The 24660-nt window shown below is 73.0% G+C and carries 18 protein-coding genes; 12 read left to right on the forward strand and 6 right to left on the reverse strand.

Features of this window, described 5'->3' with window-relative positions; genetic code table 11:
* Position 1: 1 nt before the first annotated feature.
* Positions 2-715, forward strand: coding sequence for a hypothetical protein (locus OG753_RS30525; RefSeq protein ID WP_327264817.1), 714 nt, complete (start codon positions 2-4; stop codon positions 713-715).
* Positions 716-975: 260 nt separating this feature from the next.
* Here OG753_RS30525 and OG753_RS30530 read toward each other — a convergent pair whose 3' ends face one another.
* Complete coding sequence (locus tag OG753_RS30530; RefSeq protein ID WP_327264818.1) at positions 976-1605, reverse strand: hypothetical protein; 630 nt, start codon at positions 1603-1605, stop codon at positions 976-978.
* Between the two features lie 215 nt (positions 1606-1820).
* Positions 1821-3980 (reverse strand): RecQ family ATP-dependent DNA helicase, encoded by a 2160-nt coding sequence (locus tag OG753_RS30535; protein ID WP_405790920.1) that lies wholly within the window; start codon positions 3978-3980, stop codon positions 1821-1823.
* 120 nt (positions 3981-4100) lie between these two features.
* Here OG753_RS30535 and OG753_RS30540 point away from each other — a divergent pair, with 120 nt between their 5' ends.
* From OG753_RS30540 to OG753_RS30570, 7 genes are all read left to right on the forward strand, one after another.
* A complete protein-coding gene (locus OG753_RS30540; RefSeq protein ID WP_405790922.1) occupies positions 4101-5366 on the forward strand; it encodes a DUF4192 domain-containing protein in 1266 nt (421 codons plus the stop codon).
* A gap of 209 nt (positions 5367-5575) precedes the next feature.
* A complete protein-coding gene (locus OG753_RS30545) occupies positions 5576-7564 on the forward strand; it encodes a glycogen debranching N-terminal domain-containing protein (RefSeq protein WP_405790924.1) in 1989 nt (662 codons plus the stop codon).
* 120 nt (positions 7565-7684) lie between these two features.
* Positions 7685-8431: an NUDIX domain-containing protein gene (locus OG753_RS30550; RefSeq protein WP_405790926.1), complete on the forward strand. Its 747-nt coding sequence runs from the start codon at positions 7685-7687 to the stop codon at positions 8429-8431.
* A gap of 203 nt (positions 8432-8634) precedes the next feature.
* Positions 8635-10416 (forward strand): ATP-binding cassette domain-containing protein, encoded by a 1782-nt coding sequence (locus OG753_RS30555; RefSeq protein WP_405790928.1) that lies wholly within the window; start codon positions 8635-8637, stop codon positions 10414-10416.
* A 191-nt stretch (positions 10417-10607) separates the two neighbouring features.
* A complete protein-coding gene (locus tag OG753_RS30560) occupies positions 10608-11495 on the forward strand; it encodes a FadR/GntR family transcriptional regulator (RefSeq protein ID WP_327264824.1) in 888 nt (295 codons plus the stop codon).
* 374 nt (positions 11496-11869) lie between these two features.
* On the forward strand, positions 11870-13438 hold the full coding sequence (locus tag OG753_RS30565) for an RNA polymerase sigma factor (RefSeq protein ID WP_327264825.1): 1569 nt from the start codon (positions 11870-11872) through the stop codon (positions 13436-13438).
* A gap of 137 nt (positions 13439-13575) precedes the next feature.
* On the forward strand, positions 13576-14502 hold the full coding sequence (locus OG753_RS30570) for a serine protease (protein WP_405790931.1): 927 nt from the start codon (positions 13576-13578) through the stop codon (positions 14500-14502).
* A 109-nt stretch (positions 14503-14611) separates the two neighbouring features.
* On the opposite strand, the gene OG753_RS30575 is transcribed toward OG753_RS30570, so the two are convergent.
* Positions 14612-14845 (reverse strand): hypothetical protein, encoded by a 234-nt coding sequence (locus OG753_RS30575; RefSeq protein WP_030016583.1) that lies wholly within the window; start codon positions 14843-14845, stop codon positions 14612-14614.
* A 448-nt stretch (positions 14846-15293) separates the two neighbouring features.
* Here OG753_RS30575 and OG753_RS30580 point away from each other — a divergent pair, with 448 nt between their 5' ends.
* The 3 genes from OG753_RS30580 (at position 15294) to OG753_RS30590 (ending at position 19666) form a co-directional block, all read left to right on the forward strand.
* The gene (locus tag OG753_RS30580; RefSeq protein WP_327264827.1) at positions 15294-17414 is read left to right on the forward strand and encodes a DNA topoisomerase IV subunit B; all 2121 of its coding nucleotides are present in this window, start codon (positions 15294-15296) and stop codon (positions 17412-17414) included.
* A gap of 174 nt (positions 17415-17588) precedes the next feature.
* Positions 17589-18077 carry a DUF485 domain-containing protein gene (locus OG753_RS30585; RefSeq protein ID WP_383198730.1) on the forward strand — a complete coding sequence of 163 codons (489 nt, stop codon included), beginning with the start codon at positions 17589-17591 and terminating at the stop codon, positions 18075-18077.
* Positions 18074-19666, forward strand: coding sequence for a cation acetate symporter (locus OG753_RS30590; RefSeq protein WP_327264829.1), 1593 nt, complete (start codon positions 18074-18076; stop codon positions 19664-19666). Before OG753_RS30585 ends, OG753_RS30590 begins: the two co-directional genes overlap by 4 nt.
* Positions 19667-19701: 35 nt before the next feature.
* Here OG753_RS30590 and OG753_RS30595 read toward each other — a convergent pair whose 3' ends face one another.
* The 3 genes from OG753_RS30595 to OG753_RS30605 form a co-directional block, all read right to left on the reverse strand.
* Positions 19702-20412: a response regulator gene (locus tag OG753_RS30595; RefSeq protein ID WP_405790934.1), complete on the reverse strand. Its 711-nt coding sequence runs from the start codon at positions 20410-20412 to the stop codon at positions 19702-19704.
* Entirely contained in the window at positions 20409-22010 is a 1602-nt protein-coding gene (locus OG753_RS30600; RefSeq protein ID WP_405790935.1) for an ATP-binding protein, read from the reverse strand. Before OG753_RS30600 ends, OG753_RS30595 begins: the two co-directional genes overlap by 4 nt.
* A gap of 143 nt (positions 22011-22153) precedes the next feature.
* Positions 22154-23407 (reverse strand): citrate synthase, encoded by a 1254-nt coding sequence (locus OG753_RS30605; protein ID WP_327264832.1) that lies wholly within the window; start codon positions 23405-23407, stop codon positions 22154-22156.
* 65 nt (positions 23408-23472) lie between these two features.
* On the opposite strand from OG753_RS30605, the gene OG753_RS30610 reads away from it, so the two are divergent.
* Positions 23473-24639: a citrate synthase/methylcitrate synthase gene (locus OG753_RS30610; RefSeq protein WP_405790936.1), complete on the forward strand. Its 1167-nt coding sequence runs from the start codon at positions 23473-23475 to the stop codon at positions 24637-24639.
* The last annotated feature ends 21 nt before the right edge of the window (positions 24640-24660 follow it).

A 24660-nucleotide genomic window follows, 5' to 3' on the forward strand; every position in this document is an offset into this window, starting at 1 on the left:
CATGTGCCACCGACCGGTACGTTTCGTACCGGTGTTTGATAGATATCAACTCACGCCTCTCACACCCGCCATCGAGGAGCCTCAGATTCACGAGAGTGCCCAGGGTCCCCGCGTCACGCCGGCCGCGAGCCGCACCGCGCAGACCCCCCGCCCTGTACCTGGTCCGCGTCCCGCCGCCGTACCGCGGCCCGGCCGCCCCGGTCCCGCCCCCGCCGCGGCAAGCCGCGCGGGAGGTGCCCCCAGGCCCGCGCCGCGTGCGCCGCAGGCCACCCCCGGACCCGTTTCCGCAGCCCCTGCCCCCACCGCACCGTCCGTCTCCGCGGCGGTGCCGCAGATCCAGCTGATCCCGGCCTCCGCCGAGGGTGCGCTGGACGCGGCCGAAGAGGCCGTGGACCTGCTGCTCGACACCGGGCGCGCGCCCGGCGACATCCTGGTGCTCACCAGTGGCGACCCGCACCCGTGGGCCGCGCACGAGCTGTCCTTCGGCGAGGCCGCGTACTGGGCCCAGCACGACGCCGGGGACGACGTCTTCTACGCGGACGCGGCGCAGGCCCAGCGCGCCACCGGCCGTCCCGTCGTGGTCTTCGCGGTCAACGGCGGGGCGGTCGACTCCGTCGCGGGCGCCCTGCCGGTCGCTCTCACCCGGGCGGGTGCGCTGCTGATCGTGTGCGGCGACCCGCAGCAGATCAACTCCGTGCTGGGTGCGGGCGTCTGACGCCCTGTACCCCGGCACGGGCGAGGGGCGGGGCGGGCTTCGAGCCGGCCCCGCTGAAGCCCGCGCCGGGGCCCGAACCGGAGCTCGACGCCTGAGCCGCCGTACGCCCGCTCCCGGGTGTACGGCTGTGAGGCATGCCCGCGGCGCCCCGCTCGAGGCCTCGTGCCGCGCCCTCTCGTACCGCGCCCTCTGCTACCGCGCGTGGTCCGGCGAGGAGTGGCCGTACGGCGGGCAGTCCCCCGAAGCCGGCCGTACGAGGCTCAGCGCGCGGCGGTCCGCCGCAGGGCCTCGACCGCGCCGCCCCCGGTGTGCAGGGCCAGCGGAGAGAACTCGGCCACGGTGTCGCCGAGGCGCTGCGGCCTCGATTCGGAGCTCGGCCGTCGGCCACCGCGGCCCTCACCCAGCACCTGCCAGCCCTCACGGGTCAGCGTGATGTACGCGCCGCAGCGCAGGCCGTGCAGGGTGCAGGCGTCCCGCAGCCCCCACATCCACGCGCCGTCCTCCTCGGTCCACCGCTCGTCGCCCTCGCGGCAGTAGAGCAGCACCGCCGTCCGGACCGGGGTCCGTCGCCGCAGGTCGTGCGGCAGCACCCGGCGCAGCCGGGACAACAGGGCGTTGCGGTACTCCCAGCCGTCGGCCGAGGCCGACCGCTGCACGAAGGAGGCGCTCGCCACGAGCTGCTCCTCCGGGCCGAGGACGGCGATCACCGCGGTCGAGGGCACGGGGCTGTGCCGGGAGTGCAGCCCGCTGACGACCTCGCGCGGATTGCGCAGCAGCGGAATGCCCGCCGCTGTCCATTCCGCCGGTTCCAGCAGCCTGCCGTGCCGGCTGGTACCGCCGGTCGCTCTTGCAAGGGACGTGGTCGGGGGCGGCGCGAATCCGAAGGTCACGGTCCTCCCTTCGGGTACACGCCCGCGGACGGGCACGGCTGGAGTCAGGGCGCGCCGCAGCGCGGCCCAGGAGGGTGCCGAGGAGCCGAGCGGGAGCACCCCAATTCTCGCGTGGCCACGGAGCGTGCGGCAACGAGCAATTGACGCCGTGGACCGGAATTGGCCGGTATGCCGTTCATATCCTTGCCCCGCCACGCCGAGGATGACGCATTCGGCTATCCCTGGAGCGCCAGCACCAGAGGGAACACCTCCTTCGCGCCTGCCCGCCGCAGCAGCCGGGCGGTCACCGCAAGGGTCCAGCCGCTCTCCGCGCGGTCGTCGACGAGGAGCACCGGGCCCGCGGCCGCCGCCAGCGCCTCGGCCAGCGCCGGGGGCACGGTGAGGGACTGGTGGAGCCCGCGTACCCGCTGTGCGCTGTTCGAGGACACCGACCCGAACTCAGGGGCCCGGTCCGTGTACGCGACGGTGCCGAGCAGCGGCATCCGCCCGACCTCCGCGATCCGCGCGGCCAGCGAACCGATCAGCTGGGGGTGGCTGCGTGAGGGCAGGGCGACCACGCCCAGCGGCCGGGCCGGGGCGTCGGGCGCCCCCGAGGCCCAGCCGCCGGGGCCGCGGGCCCAGTCGGCCAGCACTGCGACCACGGCCTGCGCCACGTCGTCCGGAACCGGCTGGTCCGGAGCCTGGGGGGCGAGCATCGGGCGCAGCCGGTTGCCCCATCCGATGTCGGACAGCCGGCCCAGTGCCCGGCCCGTCGAGGCCTGCTCGCCGGCGGGGATGCGCCCCTTGAGGTCGACACCGACCGCCGCGAGCCCGGTCGGCCACATCTTGCGCGGCTCCAACTCCACTCCCGGGCGGCCGAGCTCACCGCGCGCGGTGTCCAGCGCGGTCGTGGAGACCTCCGCGGTGAACCGGGTCCCGGCGCAGTTGTCGCAGCGGCCGCAGGGCGCGGCCTCCTCGTCGTCCAGCTGGCGGCGCAGGAACTCCATCCGGCATCCGGTGGCCGAGGCGTAGTCGCGCATGGCCTGCTGCTCGGTGGCCCGCTGGCGGGCCACCCAGGCGTAGCGTTCGGCGTCGTAGGCCCACGGCTCGCCGGTCGAGGTCCAGCCGCCCTTGACCCGGTGCACGGCGCCGTCGACGTCGAGCACCTTGAGCATGGTCTCCAGCCGGGTGCGGCGCAGATCGACCAGCGGCTCCAGGGCGGGCAGCGACAGCGGCCGGCCGGCTTGGGCCAGGACGTCGAGCGTGCGGCGGACCTGCTCCTCCGGCGGGAAGGCCACCGAGGCGAAGTACTGCCAGATCGCCTCGTCCTCGCGGCCGGGGAGCAGCAGGACCTCCGCATGCTCCACGCCACGGCCCGCGCGGCCCACCTGCTGGTAGTAGGCGATGGGGGAGGAGGGCGAGCCCAGGTGCACCACGAAACCGAGGTCGGGCTTGTCGAAGCCCATCCCGAGGGCGGAGGTGGCCACCAGCGCCTTGACCCGGTTCGCCTGGAGGTCGTCCTCGGCCTGCTGGCGGTCGGCGTTCTCCGTCTTGCCGGTGTACGAGGCCACCGTGTGACCCCGGTGGCGCAGGTACGCGGTGACCTCCTCGGCGGCCGCCACGGTCAGCGTGTAGATGATTCCGGAGCCCGGGAGGTCCCCGAGGCGGTCGGCGAGCCAGGCCAGCCGGTGCGCCGCGTCGGGCAGTGTCAGCACCGCCAGGCTCAGGCTCTCGCGGTCCAGTGGGCCGCGCAGGACCAGCGCGTCCGTGCCGGCACCGGTCCCCAGCTGCTCGGCGACGTCGGCGGTCACGCGGGCGTTGGCGGTCGCGGTCGTGGCGAGCACCGGGACGCCCGGCGGCAGGTCGGCCAGCATGGTGCGCAGCCGGCGGTAGTCGGGGCGGAAGTCGTGGCCCCAGTCGGAGATGCAGTGGGCCTCGTCCACCACGAGCAGGCCGGTGGCGGCGGAGAGCTTGGGGAGGACCTGGTCGCGGAAATCGGGATTGTTGAGCCGCTCCGGACTCACCAGCAGGACGTCGACCTCACCCGCCGCGACCTCGGCCTGGATCCCCTCCCACTCCTCGGGATTGGCGGAGTTGATGGTGCGGGCGCGGATCCCGGCTCGGGCAGCGGCCTCGACCTGATTGCGCATCAGCGCGAGGAGCGGGGAGACGATCACGGTGGGGCCGGCGCCGCTCGCCCGCAGCAGCGAGGTGGCGACGAAGTACACCGCGGACTTGCCCCAGCCGGTGCGCTGCACCACCAGAGCCCGCCGCTTGTGCGCCACGAGGGCCTCGATCGCCCGCCACTGGTCCTCGCGCAGCTTGGCGGTCCCCGTGGGGTCGCCCACGAGACGGGCTAGTACGGAGTCGGCCGAGGACCTCAGGTCTGCGTTCATGCCCCCATGCAACCCGATGCCTCCGACATCGCGCCAATGCCGCTCCGGGCCTGTGGACAGCGGCGCCGGTAGTTATCCACAGGGCTTTCGGGATCGGATCATGCGCGGGACCTTCGTGTCATGACGAGCAACCACGAATCACGCACCCCGTCCGGCCGGCCCTCCATCAGCCCGGCCGGAGCAACCACCGGACCCCAGATCACCCTGCGCAGCCCGGCCGAACTGGCCGACGCGCTGCCCTACATGCTCGGCTTCCACCCGACCGACTCCCTCGTGATGGTGGCCGTGCACGGCGAGGGCGGACGCTTCGGCGGCCGGCTCCGCGTCGGGATCCCGGCCACGTCCGCGGAATGGGAGGACACCGCCCGACAGGTCGCCGAGTGCCTGATCCGGGGCAGCGAACGGCGCGGGAGCAAGCCCGACGGCATCGTCGTCTACCTCTGCCAGGAGCCGGGCGGGGAGGAAGGCGGTCTTCAGGTAATGAAGCGGCTTCGGCCGCTCGCCCAGGGGATCCGGCTGGCCTGCGGCGCACTGGACGTGCCCGTACTGGAGGCCCTGTGCCTGTCGGAGGGGCGGTTCTGGTCCTACGTCTGCCCCGACGAGCGGTGCTGCCCGGCCGAGGGCAGCCGGCTGGCCGCCGTCGGTACATCGGTGCTCGCCGCGACCGCCACCTTCGCAGGTCTCCAGGTCCGGGGCTCCCTGAAAGAGATCGAAGGCAGGCTGGCACCGCTGCACGGGGCCGTGGCCGACGAGGCGGAACGGGCCCTCGACCGGGCCGCCGCAGCCCTCATGCCGAGGATTCTCGACGGGGCCACCCGTGAGGAGGTCGGCGCCGAGACACTCGCCCTGGCCCGGACCCTGATGCGGCGGATGACCCTGGCGCCGCCCGTCGAGGGCGGCCCCCACGCCGACGACTGGGACGACGCGCTGCTCGGCCACGACGAGGCCGCCTCGCTGATCTTCGGCCTCCAGGACCGCGAGATCCGGGACGTCGCCGCCGAGTGGATGGAGGACGAGGAGGCGGCCCCCGCCCTGCGGCTGTGGCGGGCCCTGGCCAGGCGCTGCGTCGGGGCCTACCGCGAGCACGCCGCGGCTCCGCTCACCCTCGCCGGATGGGTCTCCTGGTCCACGGGGGACGAGCCGACCGCCCGGATCGCTTTCGGGCTGGCCCTGCGGGCCGACGCCGAGTACCGCTTCGCCCAGCTGCTCCACCACGCCTGCAACGAGGGGATCGACCCCGAGGGGCTCCGGGAGTGTCTGCGGGAGGAGCGGCGCCGCCGGGAGCCCGGGCGGGGGCGGTCCTCGGCCGGTACGCGCCCTCCCGGCCGACGGGGCCGCACGGCCACCCGCCGCAGGTCCCGCCGCACCGCGGGGAGCGGGCAGTGAACGCGCACGGGTTGTCGCACAGGCGTCCGGGACGGCTGCTCCGGTGCACCCGGGCCCTGCTCCGACTGCGTGGGCCGCGGGCCCGGCACGGCCCGCCGGGGGCCGGGCCCGTGACCCGGGCGGGGGTGGGGGCGTTCAGCTGGGGGGTGGTGGGGCCCCGGCCGCGCCGCCGCCCTGTTGAACCGACCGGAGCGCAGACAAGGCGACACATGTCTCACCTCGCACCTCCCCGCCCAGCCGGCGCGCCCGCGGCCCGCCGGTCCGAACTGCCGCCCGTGCACGGCGCCGTCATCTGCGTCGCCGCGCCCTGTCTGGTCATTTCCCCGGAGCACGGCCAGCTGACCGGGCAGGGAATCGACGGGATCTACCGATCCGGGCGCCGGCTGCTCTCCCGGTGCGTACTGCGCGTCGGCGGCCGGGATCCGGTCGCCGTGCAGGGGCGCAGCCTCGGCGCGGACCGGGCCGCATTCACCGCGACCGTGCGCACGGGGGCCGAGCCCGGTCCCGACCCCGACATCGGTGTGGAACGGGTCCGGCACGCGGACGGCACCGAGCGGATCACCCTGCGCAGCTTCGCGGCCCGGCCGGTACGCCTGCCCGTGGAGGTGCTCCTCGGCACCGACCTGGCGGAGCTGGCCGCCGTGGCCGCAGGCCGGGCCGGGCCGGAGCTGCCCGCCGGGGTGCACGCGGCCGGATTGCGCTGGAGCACCGGCGAGGCGCAGGCCGTGACCGCCGCCGAGCCGCCGCCGGACGACGCGCTGGCCTCGGCCGGGCTGCTGCGCTGGCAGCTGGAACTGGCCCCCGGCGAATCCCGCACCATCGAGCTGCGGACCACGCAGCACCGGGTGGAAAGGCCCCCCGTGGGGCAGGTGGCGAACCCGCTGGCCGACGCACGGGCCGAGGGGGACGACCCGAGGGCCGAGGCATGGCTGCGGTCCAGCGTCGAGGACCTGGGCGCCCTGCTCCTGAGGGACCCCGAGGAGCCCGGCGACGCCTTCGCCGCGGCGGGAGCGCCGTGGCGGCTGGGACTGTCCCCGGCCGAATCGCTCTGGGCCGCCCGCATGGCACTGCCGCTCGGGACCGGTCTCGCCGCGGCCACCCTGCGCATCCTCGCCCGGACCCAGACCGAGGAGCGGGGGCCGGACCTCGGGAAGATCCCGGGCCCGCTGCGCGGAGCGGGCGCGCAGCTTCCACCGGGGTGCACCGCCACCGAGGCGACCCTGGCCTTTCCCGCAGTGCTGGCCGAGGCCCGGCTCTGGGGCCTGCCGGAAGAGGATGTGGCCCGACTGCTCCCGGCCGCCGAAAGGTGCCTCGACTGGCTGCGGGGCGCGCTGGGGGAGGACGGGTTCCTGGCCGACCCCGACCCCGGCCCGCGGCGCTGTGAGACCCAGGCCCACGCCCACCGGGCCGCCGAGCTCGGCGCCGACCTGCTCGCCGCCTGCGGGCGGCCCGGCGCCGCGGAGTGGCGGGACCGCGCGGCCGCGCTGCGTGAGCGGTTCCGGGCAGCGTTCTGGATCGACGGTCCGGACGGCGGGCGGCCCGCTTCGGCCCTGCATCCCGACGGACGGCCGCTGCCACGGCTGACGGGGGCCGCCGCGCACCTGCTGGACACCGGACTGCTCAGTGGCGGCCGGATCGCCCCGGGGCTCCTGGACCGGACCCGCGCCGAGCAGCTGGCCCGGCTGCTCGGAGCTCCCGCGATGGATTCGGGATGGGGGCTGCGGAGCATGGCGGTCAAGGAGCCGGGGCACAACCCGTTCGGCCACCGCTCCGGGGCGGTGCGGGCGTACGAGAGCGCGGTGGCCGTGGCGGGCCTGGCCCAGTCGGGCTTCGAGAAGGAGGCCGCGGGCCTGCTCAGGGGCCTGCTGGACGCGGCGGAGGCCTTCGGGTACCGGCTGCCGGAGATGTTCGCGGCCGAGCAGCGCACGGCGGGCAGCGCCCCCGTCCCGCACCCGGCGGCCTGCCGCCCGGCCGCCGTGGCCGCGGCGGCCGGGGTCCAGGCGCTGACCGCCCTCGCCGGGATCCGCCCCGACGCCCCCGCGGGCACGGTCGCCCTCGTCCCTCTCCCCGGCGCGCCCCTGGGCGCGCTCAGACTCTCGGGCCTGCGTGTGGCGGGGGAGCCCTTCACCGTCAGGATCAGCCGGCTCGGCCTGGGCATGGTGGAGGAGGCGGCCGATGGGCTCCAATTGGGACGCTGAGCCCCCGCGCCCCGCTCGGGCCGGACCGGCTGCCCGACCAGAGGCCCCCAGCCTTCGGGGGAGTGTCTTCAAGGTCACCAAAGCGCTGTTTATCGTCAGGCAGACGACTATGATCGCGGCATGTCGCCCTACGACCCGTCGGCCTACCCGCCCTTTGCCGTCACCGTCGACCTGGTCGTGCTCACCGTGCGGCGCCACGCGCTCTGCGCGCTGGTCGTCCGGAGAGGTGAGCCGCCGTTCCAGGGGAGCTGGGCGCTGCCCGGAGGATTCGTCCGCGGGGACGAGGACCTGGCGGGCGCCGCCGCCAGGGAGCTCTCCGAGGAGACCGGCCTGTGCGCGCACGATCCCGCCCTGCCCGGTGCGGGCAACGGTGCGCACCTCGAGCAGCTGGCCACCTACGGCGATCCGAAGCGCGATCCGCGGATGCGCGTCGTCAGCGTGGCGCACCTGGTGCTGGCTCCGGACCTGCCTGCGCCCCGGGCCGGAGGCGACGCCAACAGTGCGCGCTGGGCCCCCGTCGACGAGGTGCTGGCCGACACCGGCGAGGGCGCCACGGGACTGGCCTTCGACCACGCCCGGATCCTCGCCGACGGTGTGGAGCGGGCCCGCTCGAAGATCGAGTACTCCTCGCTGGCCACCGCCTTCTGCCCGCCGGAGTTCACCGTCGGCGAGCTGCGCCGGGTCTACGAGGCGGTGTGGGGCGTATCCCTCGATCCGCGCAACTTCCACCGCAAGGTCACCGGCACCCCGGGATTCCTGGTGCCGGCCGGAGGGACGACTACCCGTCAGGGCGGGCGTCCGGCCCAGCTGTTCCGCGCGGGCGGGGCCACCCTGCTCAACCCGCCGATGCTGCGTCCCGAAGTCTGACGCCACACCGTACGCATCGCGGCCGCCGGCGTCGGGATCACCGGCCGCAGGAGCGGGCCCGGGGCCGCCGCCCGTTCGGGGCCCGGCAGCTGCAGGATCGGCATTCGATCGGACCGGTTGCGCCGAAAATCGGACATATCGCGTTATCTTGCTTGCGGTACCCACCCTGCCGCTGAGCGGTCTCACCCCCCGCGAGAGAAGCGATGCTCCAGGCCATCGGACTCACCAGCAAGCCCCGTCCCGACGCCCAGCCCCTCGTGGACGACCTCACCTTCGAGGCCCGCCCGGGGCATGTGACCGCCCTGCTCGGTGAGCCGGGATCGGGCAAGACCACCGCACTGCGGCTCATGCTCGAACTCGAACCGGGCCGCGGCGTCACCTACTTCCGCGGCCGCGCGCTGCACCGGATCCCGCACCCCGGCCGTGAGGTCGGCGTGCTCCTCGGCGACGTCCCCGGCAACCCCGCGCGGACCGTCCGCAACCAGCTGCGGATGCTCTGCGCCGCCGCCGGGGTGCCGGCCTCCCGGGCCGACACCATGCTGGAGGTCGTCGGCATCGCGGGGCTGCGGGACCAGCGGCTCGGCTCGTTGTCGCTCGGCATGGAGCGCCGGGTCGCACTGGCCTCGGCACTGCTCGCCGATCCGTGCACCCTGCTGCTCGACGAGCCCGGCGCCGGACTCTCCCCCCGCGAACGCGGCTGGCTGCACGGGCTGCTGCGCGGCCACGCCTCCCTCGGCGGAGCGGTGCTCTTCACCACCGATGACGCCAAGGAGGCCGCCCGCAGCGCCGACCGCGTCGTCAGCATCGAGGCCGGCCGGCTCGTCGCCGACCAGGACGCGGCCGAGTTCGCCCGGACCAGGCTGCGGCCGCGGGTCGCCGTGCGCACCCCGCACGCGGCCCGGCTGGCCGACGTGCTGGGCCGGGAGGCCCGCGCCGCCCGGCGCGCGGTGGAGATCGTCGCGGAGAGCGGCAGCCGGCTGTCGGTGTACGGCAGCAACTGCGCCGAGGTCGGCGAAGCGGCGTTCCGGCACGGCGTGCTGGTCCACCAGCTCGCCGACGAGACCGGTGACGCCGGTGCGCCCACGGCGCCGGTTCCGGCCGCCCGCACTGAGACGGGATCCGGGCCGGAGCCCGGCGCACCACCCACCGCGGCTCCAGGTGAACATCCCCGGCAGATCCGATCCGGGCGCCCGGCCTCGACCGTGCGCCGTGTGGGCGGCCCCCTGAGGCCGCTGCGCTACGAACTGCTCCGGGTCTTCGGGACCACCACCCCCGTCCTCACCGCCGCCCTCGTCGTCGCCTTCTCCGTCCTCACCGCCCTGGTGCTGGCCCGGACCGGGCAGACCCCGCAGAACCGGCTGCTGGCCGCCTGGCCCGAGCTGCTGCCGCTGCCGCCCGCAGCCCTGGGCGCGGGGCTGCTCGGCGCGCTGGCCTTCGGCGAGGAGTACCGCTACCCCGCCCTCGCCGCCGACCGCGGCACCGTGCCCCGTCGGATGGGGCTGCTCGCCGCCAAACTGGGCGTCTGCGCCGCCCTCGCCCTGCTGCTGGGGGTCCTGACGGTGACCGCCGACGCCGCCGCCCTCGCGCTGGTCTTCGACAGCGGCCCGCTGCGCACGCCGGTTGAGTGGCTGTCCCCTGCGGCGAGTTGGGCCGGGCTGCTCGTCGGGTGCGCCTGGGCCGGCGTACTGGCCTCCGGTGTCTTCCGGTCCGCCACCGCAGGACTGGCGGCGGTGCTCGCCGTACCGGTGATGGTGGTTCCTCTGGTTCGCAAGGCTCTGGAGGGCTCGTCCGCGTACCCGTCGACCGGGCTCGCGCACCGCTTGCGCGGCCTGACCTGGGGTCAGTGGCCTCCGGAGGTCGACCGGCTGCTCGCGGGGGCCCTCCGGGTGATGACCCAACCCGTCGGGACCGCGCTGGTGTTGTCGCTGATGGTCCTGTTGTGCGCCTATGGGTTCACCGGACTGCGCAGCCGGGTCCGTTGGTGACCGTTCCGGGTCGGGAGAAGTCGAGGACGGGACCGTTGCCTTCCGTGTCACGTCAAGCGGATCGCAACTCCCCGCAATACGCCCGGTTCCTTACGATAAGTCGTCAATTGCGTAGGTGGCACCGATCACCCTTTCGTGTGCTTTTCACCAAAGACCTCAAGGGTGATGGAGGCACGGCCGACAAAGGATTCGTGAGTACCCTTGCGCACACCATGATGACCGCCGCCCGCCATGCCGACTCCGGCCTCGCCGGCCCGGGCGACCTCGACCGCTACCCCTACGCGGAAACCCCCGGGTCCGACCGCGTCGGAGCACCTCATTGGGACGGTGCCGACGTCGAGTTGAGCCGAGTGGGCCGCCGCGCGGCAGGCAGCCGCGGACGCGGACTGCACGGCCAACTCGTCCAGCAGCTCGGCCAGATGATCGTTTCGGGCGACCTCGGTGCGGACCGCCCGCTGGTCCCCGAGGAGATCGGCCAGCGTTTCGAGGTCTCCCGCACGGTCGTCCGCGAATCCCTGCGGGTCCTGGAGGCCAAGGGCCTCGTCAGTGCCCGCCCCAACGTCGGCACCCGGGTCCGCCCCGTGGCCGACTGGAACCTGCTCGACCCCGACATCATCGAATGGCGGGCCTTCGGCCCCCAGCGCGACGACCAGCGCCGCGAGCTGGGCGAGCTCCGCTGGACCATCGAGCCGCTCGCCGCCCGCCTCGCCGCGGGCCACGGCCGCCCGGACATCCAGCAGCGCCTCGCCGACATGGTCGAGATCATGGGCCACGCCCTCGGCCAGGGGGACGCGATCACCTTCGCGCGCGCCGACAACGAGTTCCACGCGCTGCTGATCCAGGTCGCCGGGAACCGCATGCTGGAGCACCTCTCCGGCATCGTCTCCGCTGCCCTCCAGGTCTCCGGCAGCCCGATCACCGCCTGCGACCGCCCGAGCGAGACCTGTGTGGCGCACCACGCACGAATGGTCGAGGCCCTCGCCGCGGGTGACGCCATGGGCGCCGAGAACGCCATGCGGCAGCTCCTGACGGTTCATCCGGAGGTCGAGCGCGTGGTTCCCGCCCCGCGCGAGCACTGACGGGCGGACGCGCGGGGGCGTGGGGGTGCAGAACGTGTCGCCGGGCCCGGTCGGGTCCGGCGACACCGGCGTGAGGCCCTCTTTCGCGGCGGTCCGGGCCCCGGTGGAACACCGGGTACGACCACATGACCGGCACGGGTGGATACGGGGTGTGACTCGGGCCACGAATATTGGGCGTAACGCTCTGCGAGGTCACGCGATGACTTAAGAGGTGATGGCCGACGGAGGGAAGACAGCAGCCCTTGGGGGTGCTGTGCAGCTCCCCGGCCCCTGCCCGCGCCGCCGGCCCATCCCCGGTCGGAGGTCGTCGGCTCCGGTCCAGCACCACCAGGCCCGGGGTCGGAAGCCGTTCCCATCGTTCCGAGAGGTTGTTCGTGTCGGCCAGCACATCCCGTACGCTCCCGCCGGAGATCGCCGATTCCGAGTCTGTGATGGCGCTCATCGAGCGGGGCAAGGCCGAGGGGCAGATCGCCGGCGATGACGTGCGTCGGGCCTTCGAGGCTGACCAGATTCCTGCGACCCAGTGGAAGAATGTTCTGCGCAGCCTCAACCAGATCCTCGAGGAAGAGGGTGTGACGCTGATGGTCAGTGCCGCGGAGTCGCCCAAGCGCGCCCCCCGCAAGAGCGTCGCAGCCAAGAGCCCGGCCAAGCGGACGGCCACCGAGACCGTCAAGAAGACGGCGGCCAGGACGACGGCAGCGCAGCCCGCGGCCACTCCCGTCCCGGCGGACGCGGAGATCGTGGAAGCCCTCGCGGGAGAGCCCGGAACGGAGCCCGCCGCCAAGAAGACGACGGCGAAGAAGACGGCGGCCAAGAAGGCCGCTCCCGCCAAGAAGACCGCCGCCAAGAAGACGACGGCGAAGAAGACCGCCTCCAAGAAGGACGCGGACGACGGCGACGACGAGACCACGGACGAGGGCCCCGACGCCGCAAAGGCCGAGACCGAGGAAGAGGAGGAGGGCGGGGAGAACAAGGGCTTCGTCATCTCCGACGACGAGGACGACGCCCCCGCCCAGCAGGTCGTGGTCGCCGGCGCCACCGCCGACCCGGTCAAGGACTACCTCAAGCAGATCGGCAAGGTCCCCCTCCTCAACGCCGAGCAGGAGGTGGAGCTCGCCAAGCGCATCGAGGCGGGCCTGTTCGCCGAGGACAAGCTGGCGAACTCCGACAAGCTGGCGCCCAAGCTCAAGCGCGAGCTGGAGATCATCGCCGAGGACGGCCGCCGCGCGAAGAACCACCTGCTGGAGGCCAACCTCCGCCTCGTGGTCTCCCTCGCCAAGCGCTACACCGGCCGCGGCATGCTCTTCCTGGACCTGATCCAGGAGGGCAACCTCGGTCTGATCCGCGCGGTCGAGAAGTTCGACTACACCAAGGGCTACAAGTTCTCGACCTATGCCACGTGGTGGATCCGCCAGGCGATCACGCGCGCCATGGCCGACCAGGCCCGCACCATCCGCATCCCGGTGCACATGGTCGAGGTCATCAACAAGCTCGCCCGCGTGCAGCGCCAGATGCTCCAGGACCTGGGCCGTGAGCCCACCCCGGAGGAGCTGGCCAAGGAACTCGACATGACCCCCGAGAAGGTCATCGAGGTCCAGAAGTACGGCCGCGAGCCGATCTCCCTGCACACCCCCCTCGGCGAGGACGGCGACAGCGAGTTCGGTGACCTCATCGAGGACTCCGAGGCCGTCGTCCCGGCCGATGCCGTGAGCTTCACGCTGCTGCAGGAACAGCTGCACTCGGTGCTCGACACCCTGAGCGAGCGCGAGGCGGGCGTGGTCTCGATGCGCTTCGGCCTCACGGACGGCCAGCCCAAGACCCTCGACGAGATCGGCAAGGTCTACGGGGTCACGCGCGAGCGGATCCGCCAGATCGAGTCGAAGACGATGTCGAAGCTCCGGCACCCCTCCCGCTCCCAGGTGCTGCGCGACTACCTGGACTGACCGGGCGGCTTCCGACGGCGCCCGGCGCCGTCGGAAGCCCACGGAGCCGACGGGGCGACGGTGACCGCGCGGGTGCGCTCGGCCACCGGGCATCCCACTCTGGGTGGAGTCATGCACACTCGGAGTCAGGAGGCCTCATGCGTCGTCCCTTTGCCCGTGCTCTGGCGGGAGCGCTGACCCTGGCGGCGGGAGCGGCCGCTGCGCCGCTCGCCCAGATGCCGCAGGCGGCCGCGGACAGCGTGGTGATCGGCGGGAAGCCGGTGAAGGTCGCAGACAGCCCGTGGGTCGTCGCCCTGGCCAGCCGTGACCGGTTCGGGGGTACGCGGGGCGGGCAGTTCTGCGGAGGGGTCGTCGTGGCCCCGACCAGGGTGCTGACGGCGGCGCACTGCCTGGGCAGCCAGGTGCTGGGCGGCCCGGTGGAGTCCGTGGCCGACTTCCGGGTGATCGCCGGGCGTACGGAGCTCCGGGCGGCCGACGGCCGGGAGGTCGCGGTGCGCGGGGCACGGGTGAACCCGGCCTACGACCCGGCGAGCAATGCCGGGGACCTCGCCGTGCTGGAGCTGGCCGAGCCCCTTCCGGCGCACCACGTGCTGCCCATGGCGGGGGCCGGGCATCCCGCCTACGGGGCGGGGACCGAGGCGGCCGTGTACGGCTGGGGCGACACGAGCGGCTTCGGTGACTACGCGTACGCGCTCCGTGCCGCGGGGGTGACGGTGCTGGCGGACGAGGTCTGCGCGCGCGCCTACCCCGGGGACGCGGACGGCCAGTACCGCGCGGAGTCCATGGTGTGTGCGGGGGACAGCGGTGGCGGCAGGGACGCCTGCCAGGGCGACAGCGGCGGGCCGCTGGTGGCGCAGGGGCGGCTCATCGGGCTGGTCTCGTGGGGCCGGGGCTGCGGGCGCGCCGACAGCCCCGGGGTCTACACGCGTATCGCCCCGCTGGTCGACTTCGTGCTCGCCCCGGAGACGGCCGCGCAGGCCGCGAAGGTCCAGGACATCCGATGGGACGCCCGCAGGGGCTCCCAGCCGCACGCAGGGCCCGTACAGGGGCATCGCACGTCGTAGGTGCAGGTCGCGGACGTGAGGACGGGCGGCACCCCTGGGTCTCAGGGGTGCCGCCCGTCGACCGGCCTAGCCGGTCCTGGCTCGTCGGATGCGAGGTGCAGGCCTTGTGTCAGCGGTCCTCGGGTTCGGCATTGGCAGCCGGAGCGGACGTGAGCCGCTCGGTCTCATCCTGTATTTCCGCGGCGATCTTCTTGAGTTCCGGCTCGAACTTGCGACCGTGGTGGGCGCAGAAGAGCAGTTCACCGCCGCTCAGCAGGACGACGCGCAGATATGCCTGGGCGCCGCAACGGTCGCATCGGTCAGCGGCCGTCAGCGGGGTCGCGGGTGTCAGAACAGTAGTCACGTCGCCTCTTCTCTAGCTCGACGAGCTGTCGTACCAGGGTCAACATCCAACCAGGCCGAAAACGTTCCCGCTCGCGGCTTTTCCTCGAAACTTCCTTCCGAAGCTGGCCGGCTGTTGCCGGTTGGCGGCGAAGGAGCCGTATTGCGTTGCTTTACGGTTTCGCGTTGTCAGTCGTGCGCTTCTTGCAGTTCCATCCTCCCCCGGCGAGAGTGCCAGGTTGTTCATGAGGACGTGCCCGAACCCTAAATGGTTCATGCGCGGAAGGGAACGTGATGTTTCCTTCACCCGCCCGGGGGATCGAACACCCGTGCGGATCTGGACTAGGCTGTGGAATGCGCGAGGGTGGCGTTGCATCGGCTCTACCTGGCCTCGGTACCCTTCGAGCGGCACCCGAGCCACCCCTGCGCCCCACCGGGCCAGAAAAAGAATTCAGCGAGGAGCGAACTGCGTGACCGCCGACACGTCCGTGCCTTCCAGCGCGCTGCTGTCCGGAGCAGACCGGGACGGTTCCAACTACACCGCGCGGCACCTGCTCGTCCTCGAAGGGCTGGAGGCCGTCCGCAAGCGTCCCGGCATGTATATCGGCTCGACCGACAGCCGGGGCCTCATGCACTGCCTCTGGGAGATCATCGACAATTCCGTCGACGAGGCCCTGGGCGGCTACTGCGACCACATCGAGGTGATCCTCCACGAGGACTCCTCCGTCGAGGTCCGGGACAACGGCCGCGGCATCCCCGTGGACGTCGAGCCCAAGACCGGTCTGTCCGGCATCGAAGTCGTCATGACCAAGCTGCACGCCGGCGGCAAGTTCGGCGGCGGCTCGTACGCGGCCTCCGGCGGCCTGCACGGCGTCGGTGCCTCCGTGGTCAACGCCCTCTCCGCCCGTCTCGACGTCGAGGTCGACCGCAACAGCGCGACCCACGCCATCAGCTTCCGCCGCGGCGTCCCGGGGATGTTCACCGAGCAGGGCCCCGACAGCCCCTTCGACCCCGCCAACGGCCTCCGCAAGGTCAAGCGGGTCGCCAAGGGCCGCACCGGCACCCGGGTCCGCTACTGGGCCGACCGCCAGATCTTCCTCAAGGACGCCCGGCTCAACCTGGAGACGCTCTACCAGCGCGCCCGCCAGACCGCCTTCCTCGTCCCCGGCCTGACCCTGGTCGTCCGCGACGAGCGCGGCATCGACGGGGCCGGCAAGACCGAGGAGACCTTCCGCTTCGACGGCGGCATCAGCGAATTCTGCGAGTACCTCGCCCAGGACAAGGCGGTCTGCGACGTCCTGCGCCTGACCGGTACGGGCACCTTCAAGGAGACCGTCCCGGTCCTCGACGACCGCGGCCACATGACCCCCACCGAGGTCACCCGCGAGCTCGGCGTGGACATCGCCCTGCGCTGGGGCACGGGGTACGAGACCAACGTCAAGTCCTTCGTGAACATCATCGCCACCCCCAAGGGCGGCACCCACGTCTCCGGCTTCGAGCGCTCGGTCGCCAAGACCGTGAACGAGGTGCTGCGCTCGGCCAAGCTCCTGCGCGTCGCCGAGGACGACGTGGTCAAGGACGACGCGATGGAGGGCATGACCGCCGTCGTCACCGTCCGGCTCGCCGAACCCCAGTTCGAGGGTCAGACCAAGGAGGTGCTCGGCACCTCCGCGGCCACCCGCATCGTCGCCGCCGTGGTCGCCAAGGAGCTCAAGGCCTTCCTGACCTCCGCCAAGCGCGACGACAAGCAGCAGGCCCGCGCCGTGATGGAGAAGATCGTCGCGGCCGCCAGGACCCGGATCGCGGCCCGTCAGCACAAGGAGGCGCAGCGTCGCAAGACCGCGCTGGAGACCTCCTCGCTCCCCGCCAAGCTGGCCGACTGCCGCAGCGACGACGTGGACCGCAGCGAGCTCTTCATCGTCGAGGGCGACTCCGCCCTCGGCACCGCGAAGCTCGCGCGGAACTCGGAATTCCAGGCGCTCCTGCCCATCCGCGGAAAGATCCTCAACGTCCAGAAGTCCTCGATCTCGGACATGCTGAAGAACGCCGAGTGCGGGGCGATCATCCAGGTCATAGGGGCCGGCTCGGGCCGGACCTTCGACCTCGACGCCGCCCGGTACGGCAAGATCGTGCTGCTCGTCGACGCCGACGTCGACGGCGCGCACATCCGCTGCCTGCTGCTCACGCTCTTCCAGCGGTACATGCGGCCGATGGTCGAGGCGGGCCGGGTCTTCGCGGCCGTACCGCCGCTGCACCGGATCGAACTGGTCCAGCCGAAGAAGGGCCAGGACAAGTACGTCTACACGTACTCGGACAACGAGCTGCGCCAGACCCTGCTGGAGTACCAGCGCAAGAACATCCGGTACAAGGACTCGATCCAGCGCTACAAGGGCCTCGGCGAGATGGACGCGGACCAGCTGGCGGAGACCACCATGGACCCCCGCTTCCGCACCCTGCGCCGGATCAACATCGGCGACCTGGACTCGGCCGAGCAGGTCTTCGACCTGCTCATGGGCAATGAGGTGGCGCCCCGCAAGGAGTTCATCACGAGCTCCGCGGCGACCCTGGACCGCTCACGCATCGACGCCTGACCCGGGTGCCGCCGGAGTCCCGCGGCCACCGGCACCGAACGCGCCACGGCATACCGGCGCTCGTCACTCCATCACCTGTTGGAGTGAAGAGCGCCGGTACACCAGTCCGGAAAGCGGCATTCCGCACATCCTTGTGAGCACGCGGCCAATGCGGCAGCGGACAAGGAGAGTTCGGTGGACAAGCACGAAGGTCGTGATACCGGAACGATCCGGCTGGACGACCCCTGGTACGACGCACTCGCCGTCGGGTGGGGCGAGGGTGAGGAAACGTCCCAGCCGGCCCCGGTCCCCGGTGGCGGTCGCCCCGCGCCGGGCGCATCCGACATCTACCTCGAAGTGCAGCGCAGTGCCGCCTTCCAGGAGGTCCGCACCCGCTACCGCAGGTTCGTCGTCCCCGCCACCGCCGGGTTCTTCCTCTGGTACGTCGCCTACGTCGTCGCCGCCACCACCGCGCCCGGCCTGATGGCCCGGCCCGTGGTGGGCGCGGTCAACGTGGCCATGCTGGCGGGGCTCGGCCAGTTCCTCAGCACCTTCCTGCTGACCTGGGCGTACGCCCGGCACGCGCGGCTGCGCAGGGACCGGGCCGCGCTCGACCTGCGCTGGACCGTCTTCGAACAGGAACGCGGCCAGGAGCGGACCCGGGCGAGGAGGGCGGGCCGGTGACCACCGAGCACCAGACCCTCGCGCTGATCCTGTTCAGCGTCTTCATCGCGGTGACCCTCGGCATCACCACCTGGGTCAGCCGCAACCGGCACGGGTCGGCCGAGGAGTTCTACGCGGGCGGGCGGTTGTTCTCCCCCATGGAGAACGGTTTCGCCATCGCGGGCGACTACATGTCCGCCGCCTCCTTCCTCGGCATCTCCGGCCTGATCGCCCTCTTCGGCTACGACGGCCTGCTCTACTCGGTGGGCTTCCTCGTGGCCTGGCTCGTCGTGCTGTTCCTCGTCGCCGAACTCGTCCGCAACTGCGGGCGCTTCACCCTCGCCGACGTGGTCGCCGCCCGGATGAGCGAGCGTCCGGTGCGGATCGCCGCCGGCACCTCCTCGGTCGTCGTGTCCGTGCTCTACCTCATCGCGCAGATGGTCGGTGCCGGCAGTCTGGTCGGGCTGCTGCTGGGGAACTCCAGCGCCGTCGCCCGGACCCTCACCGTGGTGGGGGTGGGTGCGCTGATGGTGGTCTACGTGTCCTTCGGCGGGATGCGCGCCACCACCTGGATCCAGATCGTGAAGGCCGTGCTGCTGATGGGCGGGGCGATCACGCTGACCGTGCTCGTACTGCTGCGCTTCCACGGGAACTTCGACCAGCTGCTCACCAGCGCCGCCGACCGCAGCGGGCACGGCCGGGCGTTCCTCGGCCCCGGACTCAAGTACGGCGGGGACTGGACCGCCCGTGTCGACTTCATGAGCCTCGGTCTCGCGCTGGTCCTCGGGACCGCCGGGCTGCCGCACATCCTGTCGCGCTTCTACACCGTGCCCACCGCGCGCTCGGCCCGACGCTCGGTGGTGTGGGCGATCGCGCTGATCGGCGGCTTCTACCTGATGACCATCGTGCTCGGCTTCGGGGCGGCCGCCCTGGTGGGGCCGGACGCCGTACGGGCCTCCAACGCCTCCGGGAACACGGCAGTTCCGCTGCTGGCGGCCTTCCTCGGCGGGGGCGCGGGTTCCACCGGGGGCGCGGTGCTCTTCGCCTTCGTGGCCGCCATCGCCTTCGCCACCATCCTGGCCGTGGTGGCCGGCATCACCCTGGCCTCCTCGGCCTCCGTGGCCCATGACCTGTACGCCTCCCTCAAGCGCCGGCACGCGAAGCAGCGCAGCGAGGTCGCGGTGGCCCGGGTCGCCGCCGTCGGCATCGGGGCCGTCGCGATCGCCCTCGGACTGCTCGCCCAGAACCTGAACGTGGCGTTCCTGGTGGGCCTGGCCTTCGCGGTGGCGGCCTCGGCCAACCTTCCGGTGCTGCTGTACTCGCTCTTCTGGCGCGGCTTCACCACCCGCGGAGCCGTGTGGTCGGTGTACGGCGGGCTGATCCCGGCGGTGCTTCTCGTGCTGGTCTCGCCGGTGGTGTCGGGCAGCGCGGAGTCGCTCTTCCCCGGGGTGGACTTCCAGTACTTCCCGCTCCAGAACCCGGGGATCGTCTCGATCCCGCTGGGCTTCCTGGCGGGCTGGCTGGGCACGGTCACCTCGGGCGAGGAACCGGACGAGGCCAAGCACGCGGAGACGGAGGTCCGCTCCCTGACCGGCGCCGGAGCGGTCTGAGCGGCCGACGCCCGGCTCCTGGCTCACGGCTCCCGTCAGGCAGGTCCCTCCGACGGGAGCCAGGTGTAACGGTGCTCCGGGCGGCCGGTCTCGCCGTAGCGCAGGGCGAGGCTGACCCGGGCGGTGCGTTCGAGGAGCTTCACGTAGCGCTGGGCGGTCTGGCGGCTGATGCCCGCCCGGTCGGCGATCTGCTGGGTGGACAGGGGGCCCTCCGCGCTGCGCAGGACCTGGCGGACCAGCTCCGCGGTGGTGGGGGAGTGGCCCTTGGGGAGCTCGTTCGTGGATCCCGCGGCGGCGAGGGTGCCGAAGATCCGGTCCACCTCGGCCTGTTCGGCCTCACCGCCCGTGTCCAGGGTGCGGCGCAGGGCCCCGTACGCCTCCAGTCGCGTGCGCAGCCCGGCGAAGGTGAACGGTTTGACGAGGTACTGCAGGGCGCCGAGGCGCATGGCGGACTGCACGGTGGCGAGGTCACGGGCGGCGGTGACCATGATCACATCGGTGTGGTGGCCGAGCTCGCGCAGGCGGCGGACCAGGTCCAGGCCGTTCTCGTCGGGGAGGTAGTGGTCCAGCAGGACGAGGTCCACAGGATGCGCGGTGAGGAACTGCAGTGCCTCGGCGGCGGAATGTGCCTGCGCCGTCACCCGGAAACCGGGAACCTTCGCCACGTACGCCGCGTTGATCCGGGCAACACGTACATCGTCGTCGACGACCAGTACGGCATGAACCCTGCTCGGGGTCTCGTTCATCGCAGGGCCTCCGGGAGTACGACGGAGAACTCCGCCCCTCCGTCCGTTGCTTCACCGGCCCGGGCGCTGCCGCCCTGCCGCTCCGCGAGGCGGCGGACGAGGGCGAGACCCAGCCCGCGTTCGCGGTGGGCCCGGGGCTGCTTGGTGGACCAGCCCTCCGTGAAGATCTCTTCGCGACGCGCGGTGGGCACCCCGGGGCCGTTGTCGCGCACCATCAGCACGGCGGTACGGCCTTCGGCGCGCAGCTCCACCTCGACCAGGGGCGCCGGCGAACCGGCGGCCGCGTCCAGGGCGTTGTCCACCAGGTTGCCGAGGATGGTGACGAGGCCGCCCGGGTCCACCAGACGGTCGGGGAGCAGCGTGGCCCCGGCCAGGCGCAGCGGGACGCCGCGTTCGGCGGCGACGGTCGCCTTGCCCACCAGAAGGGCGGCCAGCAGGGGGTCGTGGACCTTCTCGGTCACCTGCTCGGCCGTCGTGCGGTGCACCCCGGCGACCTCGGTGACGAACTCCACCGCCTCCTCGTGCAGGCCCAGCTCCAGCAGGCCGAGGAGGGTGTGGAGGCGGTTGGCGTGCTCGTGGTCCTGGGCGCGCAGGGCGTCGATCAGGCCCCGGGTGGAGTCGAGCTCGCGGCCCAGGCGCTCCAGCTCGGTGCGGTCGCGCAGGGTGGCGACCGCACCGCCGTCCTCGGTGGGCATGCGGTTGGCCACCAGGACCCGGGGGCCCTGGACGGTGAGCAGGTCCCGGCCGGTGACGCGGCCCGACAGGACGTCCGCGGTGCGGCCCGCACCGAGTACCTCGTCCAGTGGACGCCCGGCGAAGCCGCCGGTGGCGTCCGGGGCGAGGCCCAGCAGACGGGCGGCCTCGTCGTTGACCAGCCGGACGCGGCCGTCGGGGGCGAGGGCGATCACGCCCTCGCGGATGGAGTGCAGCATCGCCTCGCGCTCGGCGAGCAGGCCCGCGATGTCGGAGAACGCCAGATCGCGGGTCTGGCGCTGGATCCTGCGGGAGAGCAGGTAGGCGGCGAGGGCACCCGCCGCCAGTGCGCCGCCCGCGTAGGCGAGCAGGCCGGGGATCGCGCCGAGCAGCCGTTCGCGGACGCTGTCGTAGGCGATGCCGACCGAGACGGCGCCGACGATCTCGCCGTCGGCCGCGAGGAGCGGGACCTTGCCGCGGGCGGAGCGGCCCAGGGTGCCCTCGTCGATCTCCATGACCTCGCGTCCCGCCAGGGCGTCGCTCGGATCGGTGGAGACGGGCAGCCCTATCCGGTCGGCGCTGGGGTGCGAGCGGCGGATGCCGTCGAGGTCGAGCACGACGACGTACTGGGCGCCGGTGGCCCGGCGGATCCGTTCGGCGGAGGACTGTACGGGGCTGTCGGCCGAGGCCCCGGAGTCCAGGAGCCCGGCGGCCAGTGAGGGGTCGGCCGCGGCGCTCTGCGCGATGGCCAGGGCGCGCCGCATGGCCTGGTCGTCGAGCTGGGCGCTCAGCGGCGCCAGGAACAATCCCGTCGCCAGTGCGACGACCCCGGCGGCGATGGCCAGCTGGGTCAGCAGGATCTGGGAGACGGCCCGTCTGGGCAGCCCGAGGCGCCGAGCGCTCATGAGGGGGAACCGCATGGGCAGCAACGGTAGGTCGGCCCCGGCGGGAGCGGAATGCTCTCGCCCTGCTTGTCGGGTTCCCCACTCCCGCCCTGCCCGGACCGTGTTCCGCCCCTCACCGGGGGTGAAGCGGGCGTCCGGATCCGTCACTGCACAGGCGTGGGTGCGGGCATCGGCTGTGGCGGGCGGGGTCCGTGGTACTGCCCGCTCGGTCGCATCCGCAGCGGCCGTTCCTGGTACTCCTCCAGGGCGTGAGCCATCCAGCCCGCCGTCCGAGCCACCGCGAAGACCGTCTCCCCAGCCTCCGCCGGCATTCCGCACGAGACCGTCAGCACGGCCAGCGCAAGATCCACATTGGCGTGCAGTCCGCCCTGCCGGGCCATCACCGAAGCCACCTCGCGCGCCGCGCCCAGTGCCGGACCGGCCTGCTCCAGCCCTTCCAGCCGGGCGAAGAGGGCCCGCGCCCGCGGGTCCTCGCCGCGGTACAGCCGGTGGCCGAGCCCCGGGACGCGGCGCCCCGCCCGCAGGTACTCGGCCACCACCGGCGCGGCCCCGCCCTGCTCCAGCACCTCCACCAGCATCCGGTGCGCGAGCCGTCCGGCCGCACCGTGCAGCGGGCCCTCCAGGGCGCCGAGCCCGGCGGACACCGCCGCGTACGGATGGGCGCGGGCCGACGCGGCCACCCGGACGGCCAGGGTCGAGGCCGCCAGGTCGTGGTCGACCAGCAGCGCCAGCGCCAGGTCCAGCACGGCCAGCGCGTCCGGGTCCGGCTCCCGCGCCGTCAGCCGGAACCACAACTGCCGGGCGATCCGGCCGTCCCCGGCCCAGCGGTCCGGGCCCGCGGTGGGCAACGCGCCGACCAGCGTGGGAATCAGGGCGCGCGCGGAGCCCAGTACCGCCTCCTCGGACAGGTCGAAGCGCAGCGGGTCCGCCACGGCAGCGGCGGCGACCGCCACCCGCAGCCGGTCAAGGGGGCCGCCGTGTTCCGGGAGCGCGGCGACCGCCCGCCGGGCCGCCGCCAGGGCCTGCGCGGGAGCGGTGAAGCGGGCCCCGGGGGTGAAGGTGCCCGTCCAGAGCCACTCGGCGACCTCCTCGTAGCGGTACCGGGAGGCCAGGTCCACGGCGTCCACGCCACGGAAGTAGTACCCGTCGGGCTCGATGAGGGTGAGCGCGGTGCGGACGGTGAGTTCCCCGGTGGGAGCCGCGGCCTCGCGCCTGCTCCGGCGGGCCAGCGCCTCCACCTCCGCGGCATCGAAACTGCTGCCCCGCCCGGCCGTGTCGCGGCGGCTGGTCAGCTGGCCACGGCTCACGTAGGCGTACACCGTCGCCGGTTTCACGCCGAGTGCGCGGGCCGCCTCCTGTGTGCTGAGCCTGTGCCCGCCGTCCGTCTGCTCGCTCATGACACATACCCTACAGATGGATAGCTATGTTGACTCAATCAATATTGACAGCGATTGAATCCATCATGGATGGTCGATCCATGGACACCACCTTGGAAGTACCCCGCGGTCTCGCGGGAGTCGTGGTCACCGAAACCGGGCTGGGCGACGTCCGGGGCCGGGAGGGCTTCTACCACTACCGCCAGTACTCGGCCGTCGAGCTCGCCGCCGGACGCAGCTTCGAAGACGTCTGGCACCTGATGTTCCGCGGCACGCTCCCGGCGGACGCCGCCGAACGCGGCGCCTTCGCGGCCGGCATCGCACCCCTGCGCCATCTGCCCGAGGAGGTGCGCAACGCCCTGCCGGACCTGGCCCGGGCCACGCGGCTCTCCGGCCCCCTCGCCGGGCTGCGCACCGCGCTCTCGCTGCTCGGGGCCTCGGCGGGCTTCCGCCCCGTCTACGACCTCGCCCCCGGCCGCCGGGCCGCCGACGCGCTGGCCGCCTGCGCCGCAGTACCCACCCTGCTGACCGCCCTGCACCGGCTGGGGCAGGGCCTGGAGCCGGTGGAGCCGCGCGACGACCTGCCGTACGCCGCCAACTACCTCTACATGCTGACCGGCCGGGAACCCGATGCGGCCCGGGCCCGGGCGGTCGAGCAGTACCTGATCTCCACCGTCGACCACGGCTTCAACGCCTCGACGTTCACCGCCCGTGTGATCGCCTCCACCGGAGCCGACGTCGTGGCCGCTCTGACCGGTGCGATCGGCGCGCTCTCCGGCCCCCTGCACGGTGGCGCCCCCAGCCGGGCCCTGGACACCCTCGACGCCATCGGGACGGTCGACCGGATCGGGCCGTGGATCCGCGAGAGGGTCCTGGCGGGCGAGAGGATCATGGGCTTCGGTCACCCCGTCTACCGGACCGAGGACCCCCGCTCACGCATGCTGCGCGAGATAGCCCTCCAGTTCGGCGGCCCCCTCGTGGACTTCGCCGTCGAGGTCGAGCGCCAGGTCGAGGAGATCCTCGCCGAACTGAAGCCGGGCCGGGAACTGCACACCAACGTGGAGTTCTACGCGGGCGTGGTCATGGAGCTGTGCGAACTCCCGCGCGAGATGTTCACCCCCACCTTCTGTGCGGCCCGCGTGGTCGGCTGGAGTGCGAACATCCTCGAACAGGCCTCCGATTCGAAGATCATCCGACCGGCCGCCCGGTACACCGGCCCCACCCCGCCCCAGCCGGTGCCGCCCCTGCACTGACGGAGGCTGGCTACGATCGAC

Origin of the sequence: Streptomyces sp. NBC_00029, from assembly GCF_045160505.1 — a bacterium.
Classification (GTDB): Bacteria; Actinomycetota; Actinomycetes; order Streptomycetales; family Streptomycetaceae; genus Streptomyces.

What these genes read in the sequence shown, in the direction of transcription:
- OG753_RS30525 (WP_327264817.1), top strand. Translation starts at nt 2, where the DNA reads ATGTGCCACCGACCGGTACGTTTCGTACCGGTGTTTGATAGATATCAA.
- OG753_RS30535 (WP_405790920.1), bottom strand. Translation starts at nt 3,980, where the DNA reads ATGAACGCAGACCTGAGGTCCTCGGCCGACTCCGTACTAGCCCGTCTC.
- OG753_RS30540 (WP_405790922.1), top strand. Translation starts at nt 4,101, where the DNA reads ATGACGAGCAACCACGAATCACGCACCCCGTCCGGCCGGCCCTCCATC.
- OG753_RS30545 (WP_405790924.1), top strand. Translation starts at nt 5,576, where the DNA reads ATGTCTCACCTCGCACCTCCCCGCCCAGCCGGCGCGCCCGCGGCCCGC.
- OG753_RS30550 (WP_405790926.1), top strand. Translation starts at nt 7,685, where the DNA reads ATGTCGCCCTACGACCCGTCGGCCTACCCGCCCTTTGCCGTCACCGTC.
- OG753_RS30555 (WP_405790928.1), top strand. Translation starts at nt 8,635, where the DNA reads ATGCTCCAGGCCATCGGACTCACCAGCAAGCCCCGTCCCGACGCCCAG.
- OG753_RS30570 (WP_405790931.1), top strand. Translation starts at nt 13,576, where the DNA reads ATGCGTCGTCCCTTTGCCCGTGCTCTGGCGGGAGCGCTGACCCTGGCG.
- OG753_RS30595 (WP_405790934.1), bottom strand. Translation starts at nt 20,412, where the DNA reads ATGAACGAGACCCCGAGCAGGGTTCATGCCGTACTGGTCGTCGACGAC.
- OG753_RS30600 (WP_405790935.1), bottom strand. Translation starts at nt 22,010, where the DNA reads ATGAGCGCTCGGCGCCTCGGGCTGCCCAGACGGGCCGTCTCCCAGATC.
- OG753_RS30605 (WP_327264832.1), bottom strand. Translation starts at nt 23,407, where the DNA reads ATGAGCGAGCAGACGGACGGCGGGCACAGGCTCAGCACACAGGAGGCG.
- OG753_RS30610 (WP_405790936.1), top strand. Translation starts at nt 23,473, where the DNA reads ATGGATGGTCGATCCATGGACACCACCTTGGAAGTACCCCGCGGTCTC.